Annotated in this window: 12 protein-coding genes; 5 read left to right on the plus strand and 7 right to left on the minus strand. The window is 44.4% G+C overall.

Going from position 1 to position 15,045, the window contains the following annotated elements:
- The first annotated feature begins 5 nt into the window (after window positions 1–5).
- From BM100_RS17025 to BM100_RS23170, 3 genes are all read left to right on the plus strand, one after another.
- The gene (locus BM100_RS17025; protein ID WP_092513111.1) at window positions 6–3,143 is read left to right on the plus strand and encodes an efflux RND transporter permease subunit; all 3,138 of its coding nucleotides are present in this window, start codon (window positions 6–8) and stop codon (window positions 3,141–3,143) included.
- A gap of 205 nt (window positions 3,144–3,348) precedes the next feature.
- Entirely contained in the window at window positions 3,349–3,969 is a 621-nt protein-coding gene (locus tag BM100_RS17030; protein WP_169924781.1) for a TetR family transcriptional regulator, read from the plus strand.
- Between the two features lie 462 nt (window positions 3,970–4,431).
- Window positions 4,432–4,635, plus strand: a complete 204-nt coding sequence (locus BM100_RS23170) for a hypothetical protein (protein WP_169924780.1) — start codon at window positions 4,432–4,434, stop codon at window positions 4,633–4,635.
- A gap of 13 nt (window positions 4,636–4,648) precedes the next feature.
- On the opposite strand, the gene ispH is transcribed toward BM100_RS23170, so the two are convergent.
- The 5 genes from ispH to ribF all read right to left on the minus strand — a co-directional run bounded on the left by ispH (window position 4,649) and on the right by ribF (window position 10,555).
- On the minus strand, window positions 4,649–5,602 hold the full coding sequence (gene ispH / locus BM100_RS17035; protein WP_092513115.1) for a 4-hydroxy-3-methylbut-2-enyl diphosphate reductase: 954 nt from the start codon (window positions 5,600–5,602) through the stop codon (window positions 4,649–4,651).
- Window positions 5,583–6,053, minus strand: coding sequence for an FKBP-type peptidyl-prolyl cis-trans isomerase (gene fkpB, locus BM100_RS17040; protein ID WP_092513117.1), 471 nt, complete (start codon window positions 6,051–6,053; stop codon window positions 5,583–5,585). The genes ispH and fkpB overlap by 20 nt, the downstream gene beginning before the upstream one ends.
- Before the next feature lie 112 nt (window positions 6,054–6,165).
- The gene (lspA, locus tag BM100_RS17045; RefSeq protein WP_092513119.1) at window positions 6,166–6,687 is read right to left on the minus strand and encodes a signal peptidase II; all 522 of its coding nucleotides are present in this window, start codon (window positions 6,685–6,687) and stop codon (window positions 6,166–6,168) included.
- Window positions 6,687–9,500, minus strand: coding sequence for an isoleucine--tRNA ligase (ileS, locus tag BM100_RS17050; RefSeq protein ID WP_092513121.1), 2,814 nt, complete (start codon window positions 9,498–9,500; stop codon window positions 6,687–6,689). Before ileS ends, lspA begins: the two co-directional genes overlap by 1 nt.
- Window positions 9,501–9,610: 110 nt before the next feature.
- Complete coding sequence (ribF, locus tag BM100_RS17055) at window positions 9,611–10,555, minus strand: bifunctional riboflavin kinase/FAD synthetase (RefSeq protein WP_092513123.1); 945 nt, start codon at window positions 10,553–10,555, stop codon at window positions 9,611–9,613.
- 349 nt (window positions 10,556–10,904) lie between these two features.
- Here ribF and rpsT point away from each other — a divergent pair, with 349 nt between their 5' ends.
- Window positions 10,905–11,165, plus strand: a complete 261-nt coding sequence (rpsT, locus tag BM100_RS17060; RefSeq protein WP_092513125.1) for a 30S ribosomal protein S20 — start codon at window positions 10,905–10,907, stop codon at window positions 11,163–11,165.
- A 222-nt stretch (window positions 11,166–11,387) separates the two neighbouring features.
- Here the strand turns inward: rpsT and nhaR are convergent, their stop codons facing one another.
- On the minus strand, window positions 11,388–12,314 hold the full coding sequence (gene nhaR, locus BM100_RS17065; protein ID WP_092513127.1) for a transcriptional activator NhaR: 927 nt from the start codon (window positions 12,312–12,314) through the stop codon (window positions 11,388–11,390).
- 212 nt (window positions 12,315–12,526) lie between these two features.
- The gene (nhaA, locus tag BM100_RS17070; RefSeq protein ID WP_092513129.1) at window positions 12,527–13,696 is read right to left on the minus strand and encodes a Na+/H+ antiporter NhaA; all 1,170 of its coding nucleotides are present in this window, start codon (window positions 13,694–13,696) and stop codon (window positions 12,527–12,529) included.
- A 213-nt stretch (window positions 13,697–13,909) separates the two neighbouring features.
- On the opposite strand from nhaA, the gene BM100_RS17075 reads away from it, so the two are divergent.
- Complete coding sequence (locus BM100_RS17075) at window positions 13,910–14,755, plus strand: DMT family transporter (RefSeq protein ID WP_092513131.1); 846 nt, start codon at window positions 13,910–13,912, stop codon at window positions 14,753–14,755.
- Window positions 14,756–15,045 lie beyond the last annotated feature (290 nt).

A 15,045-nucleotide genomic window follows, 5' to 3' on the forward strand; every position in this document is an offset into this window, starting at 1 on the left:
AAGTTATGCCCCAATTTTTTATAAATCGACCTAATTTTGCGTGGGTTGTGGCAATTTTTATTACTCTTTTTGGGTTATTAGTAATCCCTGTTTTGCCAGTAGCTCAGTATCCTAATGTAGCACCACCGCAGATAACGATAACAGCTAATTATCCAGGTGCATCTGCCACTACGTTGATGGAATCAGTAACCAGTGTTATTGAGGATGAACTCAATGGTACTAAGGGAATGATTTATTTCGATTCATCTAGTGAATCTTCTGGTCAGGCAGATATCACCGTGACTTTTGAACCCGGAACAGATCCTGCTCTTGCTCAGGTAGAAGTACAAAATCGTATTAAAAAAGCGGAAGCCAGATTGCCTGAATCAGTAATAAAAATGGGGCTGCAAATTGAGCAGGCAGGCGCTAATTTCCTGATGATCTATTCACTCAATTACAAAGAATCAGCTGAAGGTAGCAGTCAGGTGAAACTGAGTGATTATGCAGTGCGTAACATTAACAATGAAATACGCCGTGTGCCGGGGGTAGGTAAGGTACTCTTTTTTAGTTCCGAAGCGGCTATGCGAGTATGGGTCGATCCTCAAAAACTTCTGGGTTATGGGCTCTCTATCAGTGATGTAAATTCTGCTATTGCCGCCCAAAATATGCAGGTTCCGGCAGGTAGTTTTGGTAGCCAGCCCAGTTCACCAGAACAGGAGTTGACTGCGACTATTGCTGTACGGGGAACAATGAGTACGCCTGAAGAGTTCGGGCAAATAGTGCTTCGTGCTAAAGAAGACGGTTCAATTGTAAGGCTTGCTGATGTTGCCAGATTAGAAATAGGGCAACTTAACTATAATTATTCTGCACGTGAGAATGGTATGGAAGGCGTGGCTGCTGCCGTGATGCTGGCTCCAGGCGCGAATGCACTAAAAACAGCAGAGGGAGTAAAAACTAAGCTGGCTGAATTAACACCATATTTACCTGATGATATGGTTATTTCCGTTCCTTATGATACTTCTCTTTTCGTTGATGTTGCTATTGAAAAAGTGATCCACACTCTGGCTGAAGCCGTTGTGCTAGTATTTTTTGTGATACTGCTTTTCCTTCAGAATTTACGCTATACGCTAATCCCAACTATCGTTGTACCCGTGTGCTTAGCGGGTACATTAGCCGTGATGTATGCATTAGGTTTTTCAGTCAATATGATGACTATGTTCGGCATGGTATTGGCTATTGGTATTTTGGTTGATGATGCGATTGTAGTGGTGGAAAACGTTGAACGTATTATGGCTGAGGACGGGCTGGGTCCACTCGATGCTACAGTTAAGGCTATGCAACAAGTTTCTGGTGCTATTGTTGGCATCACTCTTGTACTTGCAGCTGTATTCCTGCCGTTAGCCTTTATGAGTGGTTCAGTTGGTGTAATTTACCGTCAATTTTCACTTTCATTAGCCGTATCAATTTTGTTCTCTGGTTTTTTAGCGTTAACTTTTACACCAGCACTATGCGCGACAATGCTTAAACCTATTCCTAAAGGGCATAGTACCGAGAAAAAAGGCTTCTTTGGTTGGTTCAACCGCTTATTTTCACGGTTAACCAAACGTTTTGACATACTCAATCAACGTTTAGTTAAGCGCGCAGGTCGTTACATGATCCTTTACACTGCTATTGTGGGGTTATTGGCCGCGGTTTATGTACGTATGCCTGAATCTTTTGTGCCATATGAAGATATGGGATACTACATTGTTAACGTACAACTTCCACCAGGCGCAACGGAAGAACGTGCCAAAGTTATAGTTCGTGAGATGGAAAACCACCTTATTTCTCGTCCAGCAACTGATAAGGTTGTATTTTTACTGGGATACAGTTTTTCGGGTAGTGCACAGAATGCGGCTATAGCCTTTGTGAGGCTTAAACACTGGAGTGAGCGTACTCCTGAGCAGGCATCATGGTTCGAAGTACAAGCTTTTAATGAAAAATTTAGCAGTATCAGTGACGGTACTGCAATAGCTTTAGATCCTCCACCGATTGACGGATTGGGGAATTCTGGAGGGTTCTCCTTGAGATTACAAGATCGCGGAGGACTAGGGCGTGATGCTCTGATTGCAGCCAGGGATCAACTACTGGAAAAAGCGAATTCCTCTCCTATTATTGCCTATACAATGATGGAAAACTTGGGTGATGCCCCACAGTTAGATCTTGATATAGATCGTCGTAAGGCACAGGCTCAAGGCGTGGATTTTAGCTCCATCAGCAGCGCTATTTCAACTGCTTACGGCTCCGCAGTTATTAACGAATTTCCCAACGCAGGCCGATTACAACGAATTGTTGTTCAAGCGGATACAATGGCACTATCGCGCCCAGAGAATCTTCTCAAACTTTATGTTCCTAATAAGAATGGTGAACAAGTTCCTTTGTCTAGTTTTGCCACAATAAACTGGAAAATGGGGCCTGTACAAATTACACGGTATAATGGTTACCCTTCTTTTCGTATTGCCGGTGACGCAAATCCTGGTTACACAACGGGTCAAGCAATGGCTGAAATGGAACGCATAGCTGGGGAGCTTCCCAAAGGAATAGGCTATGAGTGGACAGGATTATCTTTTCAGGAAAAAGCTGCTGGTGCACAAGCTCCAAAACTATTTGCGCTCGCCATTTTTGTAGTGTTCTTAGTACTTGTTGCATTATATGAAAGCTGGGCAATTCCCGTTTCTGTAATGCTTATCGTGCCTATCGGTGCTTTAGGTTCTGTATTCGCTACGTGGGGTGCAGAACTCGCAAATGATGTTTATTTTAAAGTTGGTCTTATCACTATCATTGGTTTAGCAGCAAAAAATGCTATTTTGATCGTAGAGTTTGCCAAGGATTTGTATGAAAAGGGATATTCATTGCGTGATGCATCTTGCGAAGCAGCACGTCAGCGTTTTCGACCTATTGTGATGACATCTCTGGCCTTTATTTTGGGAGTAGTACCTTTAGCGCTTGCAACAGGCGCTGGAGCATCGAGTCAGGTTGCAATTGGTATAGGTGTTATTGGCGGTATGTTAACGGCTACCTTTTTAGGTGTGATTTTTGTTCCTATATTCTTTGTATGGGTACTATCTTTGTTCAAGCGCTCAAATCAAGAAGAATCTAATCACAACAATCCAAAAACACACTAATTGATCGGCTTTGTTGATAAATATTAACTGATTGGAAAATGTAGAAGTAGAGGTTAGGTTACTGGCCTCTAATCTAGCCCTGTTTGTGTCTGCATAAAATACTTATACACCGATGTTTTATGACAAATATATCAACACCATAAAGTGAATGAACAATCAGTATTATGTATCTAAGCTAAAAATAAAAAAGATGGGCGAAATAACTATGGCCAGGAAGACTAAAAATGATGCACTTGAAACGCGTGAACAAATACTTAATGCTGCTGAATGGTGCTATAACACTAAAGGTATTGGAGGAACAACGCTTAATATGATTGCTCAAAAAGCTAATTGCACTCGTGGCGCAATCTATTGGCATTTCCGTGACCAATCAGATATTTTACAGGCTTTACTTGCTCGGAGTAAATGGACTCTGCAAGAGCGACTTGAAGAAATTGTTTTTTTTGATTCAAACATCCTTACAAATATACGTTCTTGTTTAATTGGCTACTTGAATGAAGTCCAAACGGATGTATCGAAGCGCTATTCGCTAGAAACTCTTATTTACCAGTGTGATTTTTCTCAAGGTGATGAAAAACTCCTTTCATTACAGCAAGGAAGGTTTTCTCGTATAATAGAATTACTTGTTATTCTTTTTTGTAAAGCTAAAGAATATGGTGAGCTGCAATCCAGTATTTGCTGCCATACAGCAGCCTTACTCGTTGGCTATACATTAGTGGGCGGGCTAAAAATCAATCTTATTAATACAGAAAAAGAAGATATTACAAGTTCGATCATATATGTATTTGATATGGTATTTTTATCATTGCCATCTTTTTCAGCCTAAGCATGGAAATGTATTTAATACGGTCTCCAATTTTTGGGAAAGAGGGTTATCATTCTAACTTGCTGATTTTGATTTGGGTGTTCACTAGGTAATTCAGGTAGCTAAACACTTAAATATTATTCCAACACAAATAAAACGAAATCCTCTAAAATTGGAGGGAATGATATTCAGATCAAAGTCTTTTAATACTCATCGTCCTTCATTATTGAAACATTGAAGGGAAAGCTAAAAATTTCTCCGTTATCAGGAACTATGCGGTTTTATATTAAACTGGGATTTACTAAATTAGATGATAAACATATGTGGCTAAACCCTGCTGAAAGCTATCAGTGGCACTTTAATAGGTGGTAAGTATGTTTATTAAATAAATATGATGCCTTATACCTTTCGTCTTTCAAGTTGCAGCTTTGTTGGCTGTGTTCACTCACCCCGGTCATATAGTTATCTATGCTCCCGGGGATTATGAGAGGCTCCTGCCTCTCACCAGAGGCCAGCCGTTGGCTGTTCAAATTCGTTCTCGACGAATTTGTCATTCCCTTGCCGCCGTGCTGTATCTTGAAATCCATTGAGTATATTGGTTATCCATTTCAGGAATTCTCAGCTTGTTATGAGAAAAAGTGTCAGGATAAGCTAACTCCACTTTCCAACCTGAAAAAGCCGAGCTGAAATTTGGCTTGAGTTAATTGACTTCTTTCACATCAACCCGCAGTTCTTTAGGCACTTCGAAAACAATATTTTCTTCACGGCCATGCAGTTCGTTAACGGTTTCTGCGCCAAATGTTTTCAAACGTTCGATAACTTGCTGCACCAGAATATCAGGCGCGGATGCTCCCGCAGTGACACCGATGGCACTGATACCTGTTATCCATTCTTCTTTAATATCGTCAGCCGAGTCAATTAAATAAGCGGGTTTTCCGACGCGTTGGGCAAGCTCTGCCAAGCGATTTGAGTTTGACGAGTTTTTCGAGCCGACGACTAAAACAACATCCGCACCTGATGCTAAATCACGAACCGCTTCCTGACGGTTAGTCGTGGCATAGCAGATATCATCTTTGCGTGGGCCGACAATATTGGGAAATTTCGCATTAAGCGCATCAATCACTTCTGAAGTATCATCAACAGACAGAGTTGTTTGTGTCATAAAGCAAAGGTTATTTTCATCCTTCACTTGCAACTTCCACACATCTTCTGGTGATTCCACCAAATACATGCCACCTTCAGGGTTATTGTATTGGCCCATTGTGCCTTCCACTTCGGGGTGGCCGGCATGGCCTATGAGAATGGCTTCTTTACCTTTTCGGCTTGCTCGCGCTACTTCCATATGGACTTTAGTTACCAATGGGCAAGTCGCATCAAACAGCATGGTTAAATCACGGGAGCGGGCTTCTGCACGAATGGCTTGGGAGACTCCATGAGCAGAAAAGATCAGGATGGCTCCATCCGGCACTTCTGATATTTCTTCAATGAAAATCGCGCCACGCTTTCTCAAATTATCCACGACATAACGGTTATGTACGACTTCATGGCGAACATAAATGGGAGCGCCATATAATTCTAATGCGCGCTCTACAATGCTGATGGCACGATCAACACCAGCACAGAAACCACGAGGGTTAGCCAGCAATATTTGCATGGGTTTCCTCCAACTGAGGGTCAATTTCCAACACTTCAATCTCAAAAGTGATGTTTTGTTCAGCCAGTGGATGGTTAAAATCAACAGTGATAGAGCCTTCAGCGACTTCCTTGACCAGACCTGGCATTTCACTGCCGTTCATGGCTGTAAATAACATGATAGTTCCAACTTCTGGCGTACCGGCATCCGCAAAATCACGGGGAGTGAAGTACTGCACCAAATCGGGGTTGTGTTTGCCGAAAATGGCTTCTCCCGCCAGCGTGAACTGATGTTTATCTCCAACTTTCAATCCAAGAAGCTGCTGTTCCAGTGGGGTAGAGAGGCTGCCATCACCAAGGCGGAATAATGCGGGCTTGCCTTGACTGTAAGTCGAATCCGCTGTTGAGCCATCATCCAGCTTTAACGTGAAGTGTAATAAAACAGCACTGTGCGCTTGCACTTGCATTGACATGTTGCTCAGACCTTTTGCTTAAAAAATGATTGCAAGTATACCGTTATACGGTATTAAATTATCAGCCCCAGTTTTGTTAACTGGGGCTGGTTATTATCATTCTTTAGAATGACTATTTCTTTGAATGGCTTGTTTTCGGTACTTCTTTTTTGTCATCCGGGCTGATGAAGCTCTCGATGATAATGAGAGCAGCTCCGATGCAAATCGCTGAATCTGCGATATTAAAGGTTGGCCAGTGCCAATCTCCGACATAAAAGTCGATGAAATCAACGACAAAGCCATGTACCAGCCGATCAAACAAATTACCCAATGCCCCACCAATCACTAAGGCATAGGCAATATTACTGAGTTTTTGCTTGGCGTTTGTACGATACATCATTATCAACAAGACGATAGTGATGGTTAGTGCTACCAATGCAAAGAACCAGCGTTGCCAACCGCCTTTATCAGCCAGGAAACTGAAAGCAGCTCCCAAGTTCTGGGCATAAGTCAGGTTGAAATAAGGTATCAACGGGATGGATTCGTACAGCGTGAAATGTTGCAACACGAAGTACTTGCTTCCCAAATCCAATATCAATACTACGACAACCAGCCAAAGCCAGCGAAGTCCAGTGGAGCAAATGGCTTTATTCATCAGGCAAATTTACGCTCTTCACCGTTACCGGCAACGTTAGTTACACAGCGGCCGCAAAGTTCTGCATGTTCCGCCACCAGACCCACATTTGTAGCATAATGCCAGCAACGCGGGCATTTTTCTCCGTCCGCTTTGCGGAAGGCAACTTTCAATCCTGCAAGCTCGCTTTGTTGTGCATCGGCACCCGCAGAGGCATAAGCCGCAACGTCTGTCTGGGAGGTCAACAGGACAAAACGCAATTCATCGGACAGTTTGTTCAGTTTTTCTGCCAGCGCATCATCGGCATAAAGCGTAACAGCGGCTTCCAGTGAGCTGCGGATATGTTTATCTGCACGAGCCTGTTCCAGAACTTTGTTGACTTCGCCGCGTACTGCCAGCAAATCTGCCCAGAAAGTATCGTTCATATCTTCGTCATCTGCCAGACCAAACAGGCCTTCATACCACTCTTCGGTAAAGACATATTGAGCACGTTCACCCGGCAATTCTTTCCAGATTTCGTCGGCGGTGAACGACAGAATTGGCGCCATCCAGCGAACCAGTGCTTCTGCGATATGGAATAACGCAGTCTGGCAGCTACGGCGGGCAAGGCTGTCACCTTTCGCGGTGTATTGGCGATCTTTGATGATATCCAGATAGAAAGAGCCCATTTCCACGGAACAGAATTGCATTAAGCGCTGAACCACGGAGTGGAAATCATATTCATCATAGAATTTGAGGATATCAGCTTGTGCGGCTTGAGCGCGGCCGACTGCCCAGCGATCCAGAACAACCATATCTTCGGCTTTGACCATGTGCAGATCTGGATTGAAGCCATTCAGGTTGGCCAGCAGGAAGCGGGCGGTATTGCGGATGCGGCGGTAAGCATCCGCAGAACGTTTCAGGATTTCGTCAGAAACAGCGATTTCACCGCTGTAGTCAGTGGAAGCAACCCATAAACGCAGAATATCCGCGCCCAGTTTGTTCATGACATCTTGTGGGCTGACTGTGTTGCCGATGGACTTGGACATTTTACGGCCTTGTTCATCAACGGTGAAACCATGCGTCAGAACTTGGCGATAAGGTGCTTTGCCTTTGATGGCGGTAGACAGCATCAGTGAGGACATGAACCAACCACGGTGCTGGTCAGAGCCTTCCAGATAGATATCGGCAGAATTGCCGTGGAATTCCGGACGGGCATCAACAACAGAAGAATGGGTACTTCCTGAATCAAACCAGACATCCAGTGTATCCTGAGCCTTGATGTAATCAGCGGCTTCATCACCCAGCAACTCTGTTGCGTCCAGATCCCACCACGCCTGAATGCCATCGATTTCAACGCGCTTGGCGACTTCTTCAATTAATTCGACGGTACGTGGATGCGGTTCCTGAGTCTCTTTATGAATAAACAGAGACATCGGTACGCCCCATGTGCGCTGACGGGAGATACACCAGTCAGGGCGGTTTTCTACCATGGATTCGATACGCGCCTGTCCCCAGCCCGGTATCCACTGAACATCTTTGATTTCTTTCAGTGACTGTTCACGCAGGCCGTTTTTATCCATACTGATGAACCACTGAGGCGTAGCACGGAAGATAATCGGTTTTTTATGGCGCCAGCAGCAAGGATAGCTGTGCTGGATTTTATGCAGACTCAGCAATGTGCCTTTTTCTTTCAGCAATTCAACGATGACATCGTTCGCCTTGAAGACAAACATACCATCCAGAGACGGATAAGTGCCAGAGATGTAGCAGCCATTCGGCCCCACAGGGTTGGCTATCTCAAGGCCGTATTTCAGACTGATGGAGTAGTCGTCCGGGCCGTGGCCACCTGCGGTATGAACTGCACCGGTACCCGCTTCAAGCGTAACGTGATCACCGAGGATCGCAGGAACGTCGTAATCCATGAATGGATGTTTGAAACGCATCAGTTCCAGAGCCGCGCCAGTACAATCGCTGACAACTTGCCATGATGTAATGCCCGCGCGTTGCATAACCTGCTCGACCAATTCAGCCGCCAGAATCAGGCATTGGTTGTCCACTTTAACCAGTTGGTAAGCGATTTCTGCACCCAGTGAAATTGCGCGGTTGGCAGGCAATGTCCACGGTGTGGTCGTCCAGATAACCAAAGATACTGGCAGCCCTTGAGGTTGCACATCAAATTTGGCATACACGGCGTCAGCATCAACAGCTTGGAAACTCACATCAATGGAAGGCGAGGTTTTGTCGTAGTATTCCACTTCCGCTTCGGCAAGGGAGGAACCACAGTCAGTACACCAGTGAACAGGCTTCACGCCTTTCAGCAAATGACCATTGTTGATAATGCGACCCAGGGCACGGATGATATCGGCTTCTGTTTTGAAATCCATTGTCAGATAAGGCTTATCCCAATCGCCCAGCACGCCCAGACGTTTGAAATCTTCTTTCTGTGCTTCAACCTGAGTCATGGCATATTTGCGGCACTCTGCACGGAATTCAGCGGCGGAAAATTTTTCCCCCGGTTTGCCGATAATTTGCTCAACCTTAAGCTCAATAGGCAGACCGTGGCAGTCCCAACCGGGAATGTAAGGCGAGTCAAATCCTGACAACCCCTTAGATTTAACAACAATATCTTTGAGAATTTTATTAACTGAGTGACCAATATGAATATTGCCGTTTGCATAAGGAGGGCCATCATGCAAAATAAACGTCTTCTTGCCAGACTTTGCTTTTCTGATTGCTTGATACAAACCTTCTTTGTACCAACGTTTCAACATATCTGGTTCGCGCTTGGCTAAATCCCCGCGCATGGGAAACCCTGTTTCCGGTAAGTTCAGGGTGTCTTTATAGTCACTCATTATAGGTTCTCAGTTCCAATTTTCCGCTTCATCCTTCGTTTTTCAAGTTGTTGCCTGTTGGTTGGATTCATTCACTTACCGTTGCACCACAACTTGAAAACTATTGGATATTAGATACATGACTCGGATTGCTGCAAGAGGTAATTCCTTGCGGCAACCACATCTTTTGCGATTTGCTGTTTAAGTGCATCAAGCGAAGCAAATCGTTGTTCATCACGCAATTTTTTGCGTAGTTCCACATTAATATGACGCCCATACAAATCCATTTGGGTATCAATCAAATGCACTTCAAGTTGCTGGCCTTGGCCCTCAACTGTAGGGCGGTTGCCTATGTTCGCAACGCCCGGCAAAGGTTTATCGCCCAGTCCATGGACTTCGACAGCGTAGACGCCTTTAACTGGCGCAACCAAACGTTTCAACGGTAAATTGGCTGTGGGGAAGCCGATGGTACGTCCCAATTGATTACCGTGAACGACTCTGCCGCTAATGCTATAGGGATGCCCCAATAATGTTTCTGCCAAGGCCAGATCATCTTCTTGCAATGCCTGACGAATGGCTGTGCTGCTGATCCGAAGACCACTGTCACAAAAGCTGTCTGTGCTGGCGACATCGAAGTTGTATTGCTTACCCGCTTGTTGCAAAAATTGGAAATTCCCGAGGCGATTTTGACCAAAGCGGAAATCATCTCCAACTGTCAGAAACTTAACACCCAGCTTTTCTACGAGCAACTGGGAAACAAAGGCTCCGGGTGAGTTGGATGCAAAATGTTTGTCAAATTTCACGCACAACAGATAATCAACACCGTTTTGGGCCAGATATTTTATTTTATCTCTCAGCCTCGTCAGACGGGCTGGTGCTTTATCTGCCACAAAAACTTCCAAAGGCTGCGGTTCGAAGATCATGACCATTGTCGGTAACCCGAGACGCTGCCCTTCTTGCTTCAAGTGTTTTAATAACGATTGGTGCCCACGATGGACACCATCAAAATTACCAATCGTCAGCACGCAACCATGGTGACGCGACCGAATATTGTGTATACCGCGAATTAGCTCCATAGCTGGCTCAATACTGTGGAAATTACCGGATTATACCTTGTACAACGCACAAGGTTAACCCACTATCACAAAGGGTTTTAATTAATAACCTGATTCATACAATAAAAATAGGCCAGATGCCCGAAAAATCTTTAATTTATTGCATTTCTCTGAGATTCATTCTGTTTTTTTATTGCGAAAGACTGTATTCCCTTTCAGTAAGCTGATAAAATCCCGCCCCATCACAACGTAAGCAGCGTCGCCGTACAACGACGCTTATTTGCACAAATCCATTGACAAAAGAAGGCTGAACAGGCATATTCCTCGGCCTTTGAATTGTCCTCGATAGAATATATTTGGGAGTTGGACCTTGGCTAATATCAAATCAGCTAAGAAACGCGCCGTACAGTCTGAGAAACGCCGTCAGCACAATGCAAGCCGTCGTTCTATGGTGCGTACTTTTATCAAGAAAGTATACGCGGCCATCGCTGCTGGCGATAAAGAAGCTGCACAGAACGCATTCAATGACATGCAACCAATTGTTGATCGTCACGCCTGCAAGGGTCTGATCCACAAAAATAAAGCAGCACGTCATAAATCTGCTCTGGCAGCGCAAATCAAAGCAATGTAATTATTGTTTTGGTATGCTAAAAAAACCGGCTTTATGCCGGTTTTTTTGTATCTGCTGTTTTTGTGCATTAAGTTTTAACAGATGTTCTATACAATTCGAGTTGCATCAAGGCTGTCAGGGAGTGACAAATTCGTCGGGAACGAATTTGAACAGCCAAAGGCGGGGCCTCTAATATAATCCCCGCAGTACTGGCAACGATGTGAACTGACGGGGATAATAACCTTAACGGAATTTTTCAGGATGGCTTTTTGACGGCGAATTAAATAAATCAGAGAAATCTTTGTTGCACACTCGCTGCACTGCCGGATGCTGGATCATGCGTTCAGCAAAAATGACATAATACTCTTCTTGTACGCTATCCAACCGACCTATTTCAACAATATCGCTATCGGCGAAAATATCATTGGCGTAAAAGGAAGGTGCGATAAAAATGGCATTGTGGTACATGCCAAATGCTTTCATCAGTGCCGCATCGTCAAATTCGCCCAAGACTTCAACCTGAAGGTTTTTATTGCGGATCCATGTCAGTAGCTTCCGGCCCAGCATGGAGCGGCGCCCGGGGATCAGCAAACGACGCTCTTCCAAACATTCGGGAAACGGTTTTTCCGGAATGGGCTGGCGACAGTAAAAACTGATTTTGCATTCCCCCAATTTGACGGAGAACAAGCCTTCCTGCTGAGAAGAATCCACGGGGCAGTCGGACAGGATCATATCCAGCTTATGTTGGCTGAGTTGCTCAAGCAGCATTTCATGCGTTGATTCAAAACAGCGCAGGTGAATTTTTTCATGTTCGACAACGGCGGTTTCTAACACTTTGCTGACTAACCGCTTGGAAAGCGCATCCGCAACACCGACATCAAACAATAAATTTGATTCCCGACTGTAAGTGACAATATCCAGCATCTCTTGGCTGAGAGTAAACATTTTGTCCGCGTAACGGAAAATCAGTTGTCCTAATTCAGAAGGCACCAAGCCCCTTCCTTGACGTTTGAATAATTTACCACCCAGACGTTCTTCCAGCGCTTTGATCTGCCCGGTGATCGTCTGCGGCGTCAGGTAAAGTGCTTCTGCTGCACCGACAACAGAGCCTTCCTTGCAAACATGCCAAAAATAATAAAGGTGGTTAAAGTTTAAATGTGAAACCCGCATATTTTTATCCTTGTCTTGCCACATATCTTTGTGAAGATAGACGTGACCGTATATTTCAGGCCGCCAAGTTGTGGCGTTCTCCTATTTTTTATTGAGATAAAATTTCGCGGCACAGCAGTTATCAATGTTGTGCCGCGAATACTAATGAGATGAGTTAATTCGGAAATTACTTATTAATCTGTACTTAAATTAATCGATTAATTGGCGTTTGGCTACGTTTTTCTCTTCGGTAATAGTATGTTTAATAACCCATAACCGACGATGGCGGCAGTTGTTGAGCCAATTAATATGCCCAAGCGGGAGTAGGTGCCAAAGTCGTCATTTAGTCCTTCAAACGCCAGACCAGAGATAAAAATAGACATGGTAAAACCGATCCCACAAAGGACGGAAACGGCGAAGATTTGTGTCATGCCAATTCTTTCCGGTAATTTGGCGATCCCAAGTTTTACCGAAGCCCAGCTAAACAGGAAGATTCCCAGAGGCTTGCCAATAAACAGGCCAAGCGCAATGCCTACTGGCAGCATGCCTGTTAAGCCATCCAAAGTGACGCCTTGCAATGAGACACCCGCATTGGCGAAGGCAAACAAGGGCAGAATCACATAAGCGACCCACGGATGAAGCTCATGCTCTAATGTTTCAGAAGGCGAATTGCCTTTTTTGTCGCGCAAAGGGATCAGGAATCCAACGATAACGCCAGCCAGTGTGGCATGAACCCCTGATTTCAAAATACAAACCCACAAAACGGCACCAATAGCCAGATAAGCGGATGTTTTAGTGACTCCTTTCCAGTTCATCCAAGCCAAGATTGCGATCATGGCGGCGGCGAGAGCAAGTGCCCCCAAAGAAACCGTTTTGGTATAGAACAAGGCGATAATGACGATGACACCCAGATCATCAATGATTGCCAGCGCAAGCAAAAATACCTTTAACGCAGTAGGAACACGTTTTCCCAATAAGGCCATGATCCCAAGCGCAAAGGCGATATCCGTTGCAGCGGGAATTGCCCAGCCTTGCCGCGCAATATCATCATTGCCATTAAACAACAAATAGACCAGCGCCGGGGCCAGCATTCCCCCAAGCGCCGCAATGGCCGGAAAAACGGCTTTGTCGCGGCCTGCAAGTGAACCTTCCATAAGCTCACGCTTCACTTCCAGCCCGACAATCAGGAAAAATACGGCCATCAGCCCGTCATTTATCCATAGCAATAATGGTTTATTGATTTCTAACGTTGCGAACTGCACTGCAACAGGAATATTGAGAAATTGATGGTAAATGCCATGCAATGGCGTATTCGCCATAATCAAGGCGACAATGGCTGCAATGATGAGAAGAATTCCACCTGCTGCCTCTAACTTCAAAAATTGGCGAATGATTGCAGTCATGAATAGATAACCTATGAGATTGTTCGAATGGCTAATGTTATGACAATTATGATATCGGAAAAAGTAGGTTATATGTGCTATTTTTGTCGCTATTTTCGAATTGTTTCTCTTTGAAATTAATGCTTATGTCAGGTGAAAGAGTTTGATAAATAACCTAAGATCAGTGAATAATCGTTCACTACCTGTTTGCTAATAACGCGAGTAACATATTCTGTGACAACCTTAATTTTCTTCTCCGTTCTCGGTGCTGCTCTGTTACATGCTAGTTGGAATGCGTTAGTAAAAATTAGTGCTGATCGTTTTTTGGGTATTTCTATTCTTGTCTTTTTTTCCGGCATAATTCCAACATTCGGGTTATTCTGGGTTGGATTACCGACGCCTTCCTCTCTGCCGTGGTTAATATTATCCGCTGTTTTTCATATCGGTTATTGCTTATTTTTAAGCCGCTCTTATGCGACAGGAGATTTAAGTCAGGTTTACCCTATTGCCAGAGGGTGTGCGCCATTAATTACTGCCTTACTGAGTTGGCTGATTTTGCAGGAGGTGTTGTCGCCTTTTGCGCTTCTGGGCGTCGGTTTAATTATAGTGGGGGTCATGTTAATTGCATTTCCGCAAGGGAAAAAATCCCTTCGGCTGGATAGAAAAACATTATTGGCTGCAATAACAACTTCCGTATTTACTGCCTGTTATACCTTGTCTGATGGTGCCGGCGCCCGTGTCAGCGATAATGCATTAACCTATATTTTTTGGTTGTTTGCGATTAATGGCTGGGTAATGGGTGTCATTATGTATCTCAAGTATGGGAGTACCGCCGGAAAAAGTATCCGCCAATATTGGAAGCCAGGATTTCTCGGTGGGCTAATGCAGTTTTTGAGTTATGGAATTGTCATTTGGGCAATGAGTCATGCCCCTATCGTTCTGGTTGCGGCATTGCGAGAAACCAGCGTATTGTTTGCCATGTTATTGTCAGTGGTTATTCTGCGTGAGCCTTTCAATAAGATGCGGTTATTGGCGTGTGTTGTGATTGTAATGGGGATTATTGGGACGAAAATGGGGTGATTTTTTCTATACACTTCGTCTTTCAAACTGCCTCTTTGTTGGTTTTCTGGCTGCGTTCGCCCACTCTGGTCACTGTTTTTAAAAACATATCGTTATCTATGCTCCCGGGGGGCTCTCCGCTCTCCTTTACCTCCACGATGAAATTTTCACTCCATTGCGTATACTGAATCATTAAATTAAATAATTATATTATTTCTTGGATTCGCCTAATAAGTGCAATTTCTAAGAAAGGCGGCCAGTTGCTATAGTAGGCATCTTTCTCGCCAAAGGAAAATGCGCTATGACCTATA

Origin of the sequence: Xenorhabdus mauleonii, assembly GCF_900113945.1 — a bacterium.
Lineage (GTDB): Bacteria > Pseudomonadota > Gammaproteobacteria > Enterobacterales > Enterobacteriaceae > Xenorhabdus > Xenorhabdus mauleonii.

Coding starts and splice junctions, on each gene's coding strand:
- BM100_RS17025 (WP_092513111.1), top strand. CDS start 6: ATGCCCCAATTTTTTATAAATCGACCTAATTTTGCGTGGGTTGTGGCA.
- BM100_RS17030 (WP_169924781.1), top strand. CDS start 3,349: ATGGCCAGGAAGACTAAAAATGATGCACTTGAAACGCGTGAACAAATA.
- BM100_RS23170 (WP_169924780.1), top strand. CDS start 4,432: ATGAGAGGCTCCTGCCTCTCACCAGAGGCCAGCCGTTGGCTGTTCAAA.
- ispH (WP_092513115.1), bottom strand. CDS start 5,602: ATGCAAATATTGCTGGCTAACCCTCGTGGTTTCTGTGCTGGTGTTGAT.
- fkpB (WP_092513117.1), bottom strand. CDS start 6,053: ATGTCAATGCAAGTGCAAGCGCACAGTGCTGTTTTATTACACTTCACG.
- lspA (WP_092513119.1), bottom strand. CDS start 6,687: ATGAATAAAGCCATTTGCTCCACTGGACTTCGCTGGCTTTGGCTGGTT.
- ileS (WP_092513121.1), bottom strand. CDS start 9,500: ATGAGTGACTATAAAGACACCCTGAACTTACCGGAAACAGGGTTTCCC.
- ribF (WP_092513123.1), bottom strand. CDS start 10,555: ATGGAGCTAATTCGCGGTATACACAATATTCGGTCGCGTCACCATGGT.
- nhaR (WP_092513127.1), bottom strand. CDS start 12,314: ATGCGGGTTTCACATTTAAACTTTAACCACCTTTATTATTTTTGGCAT.
- nhaA (WP_092513129.1), bottom strand. CDS start 13,696: ATGACTGCAATCATTCGCCAATTTTTGAAGTTAGAGGCAGCAGGTGGA.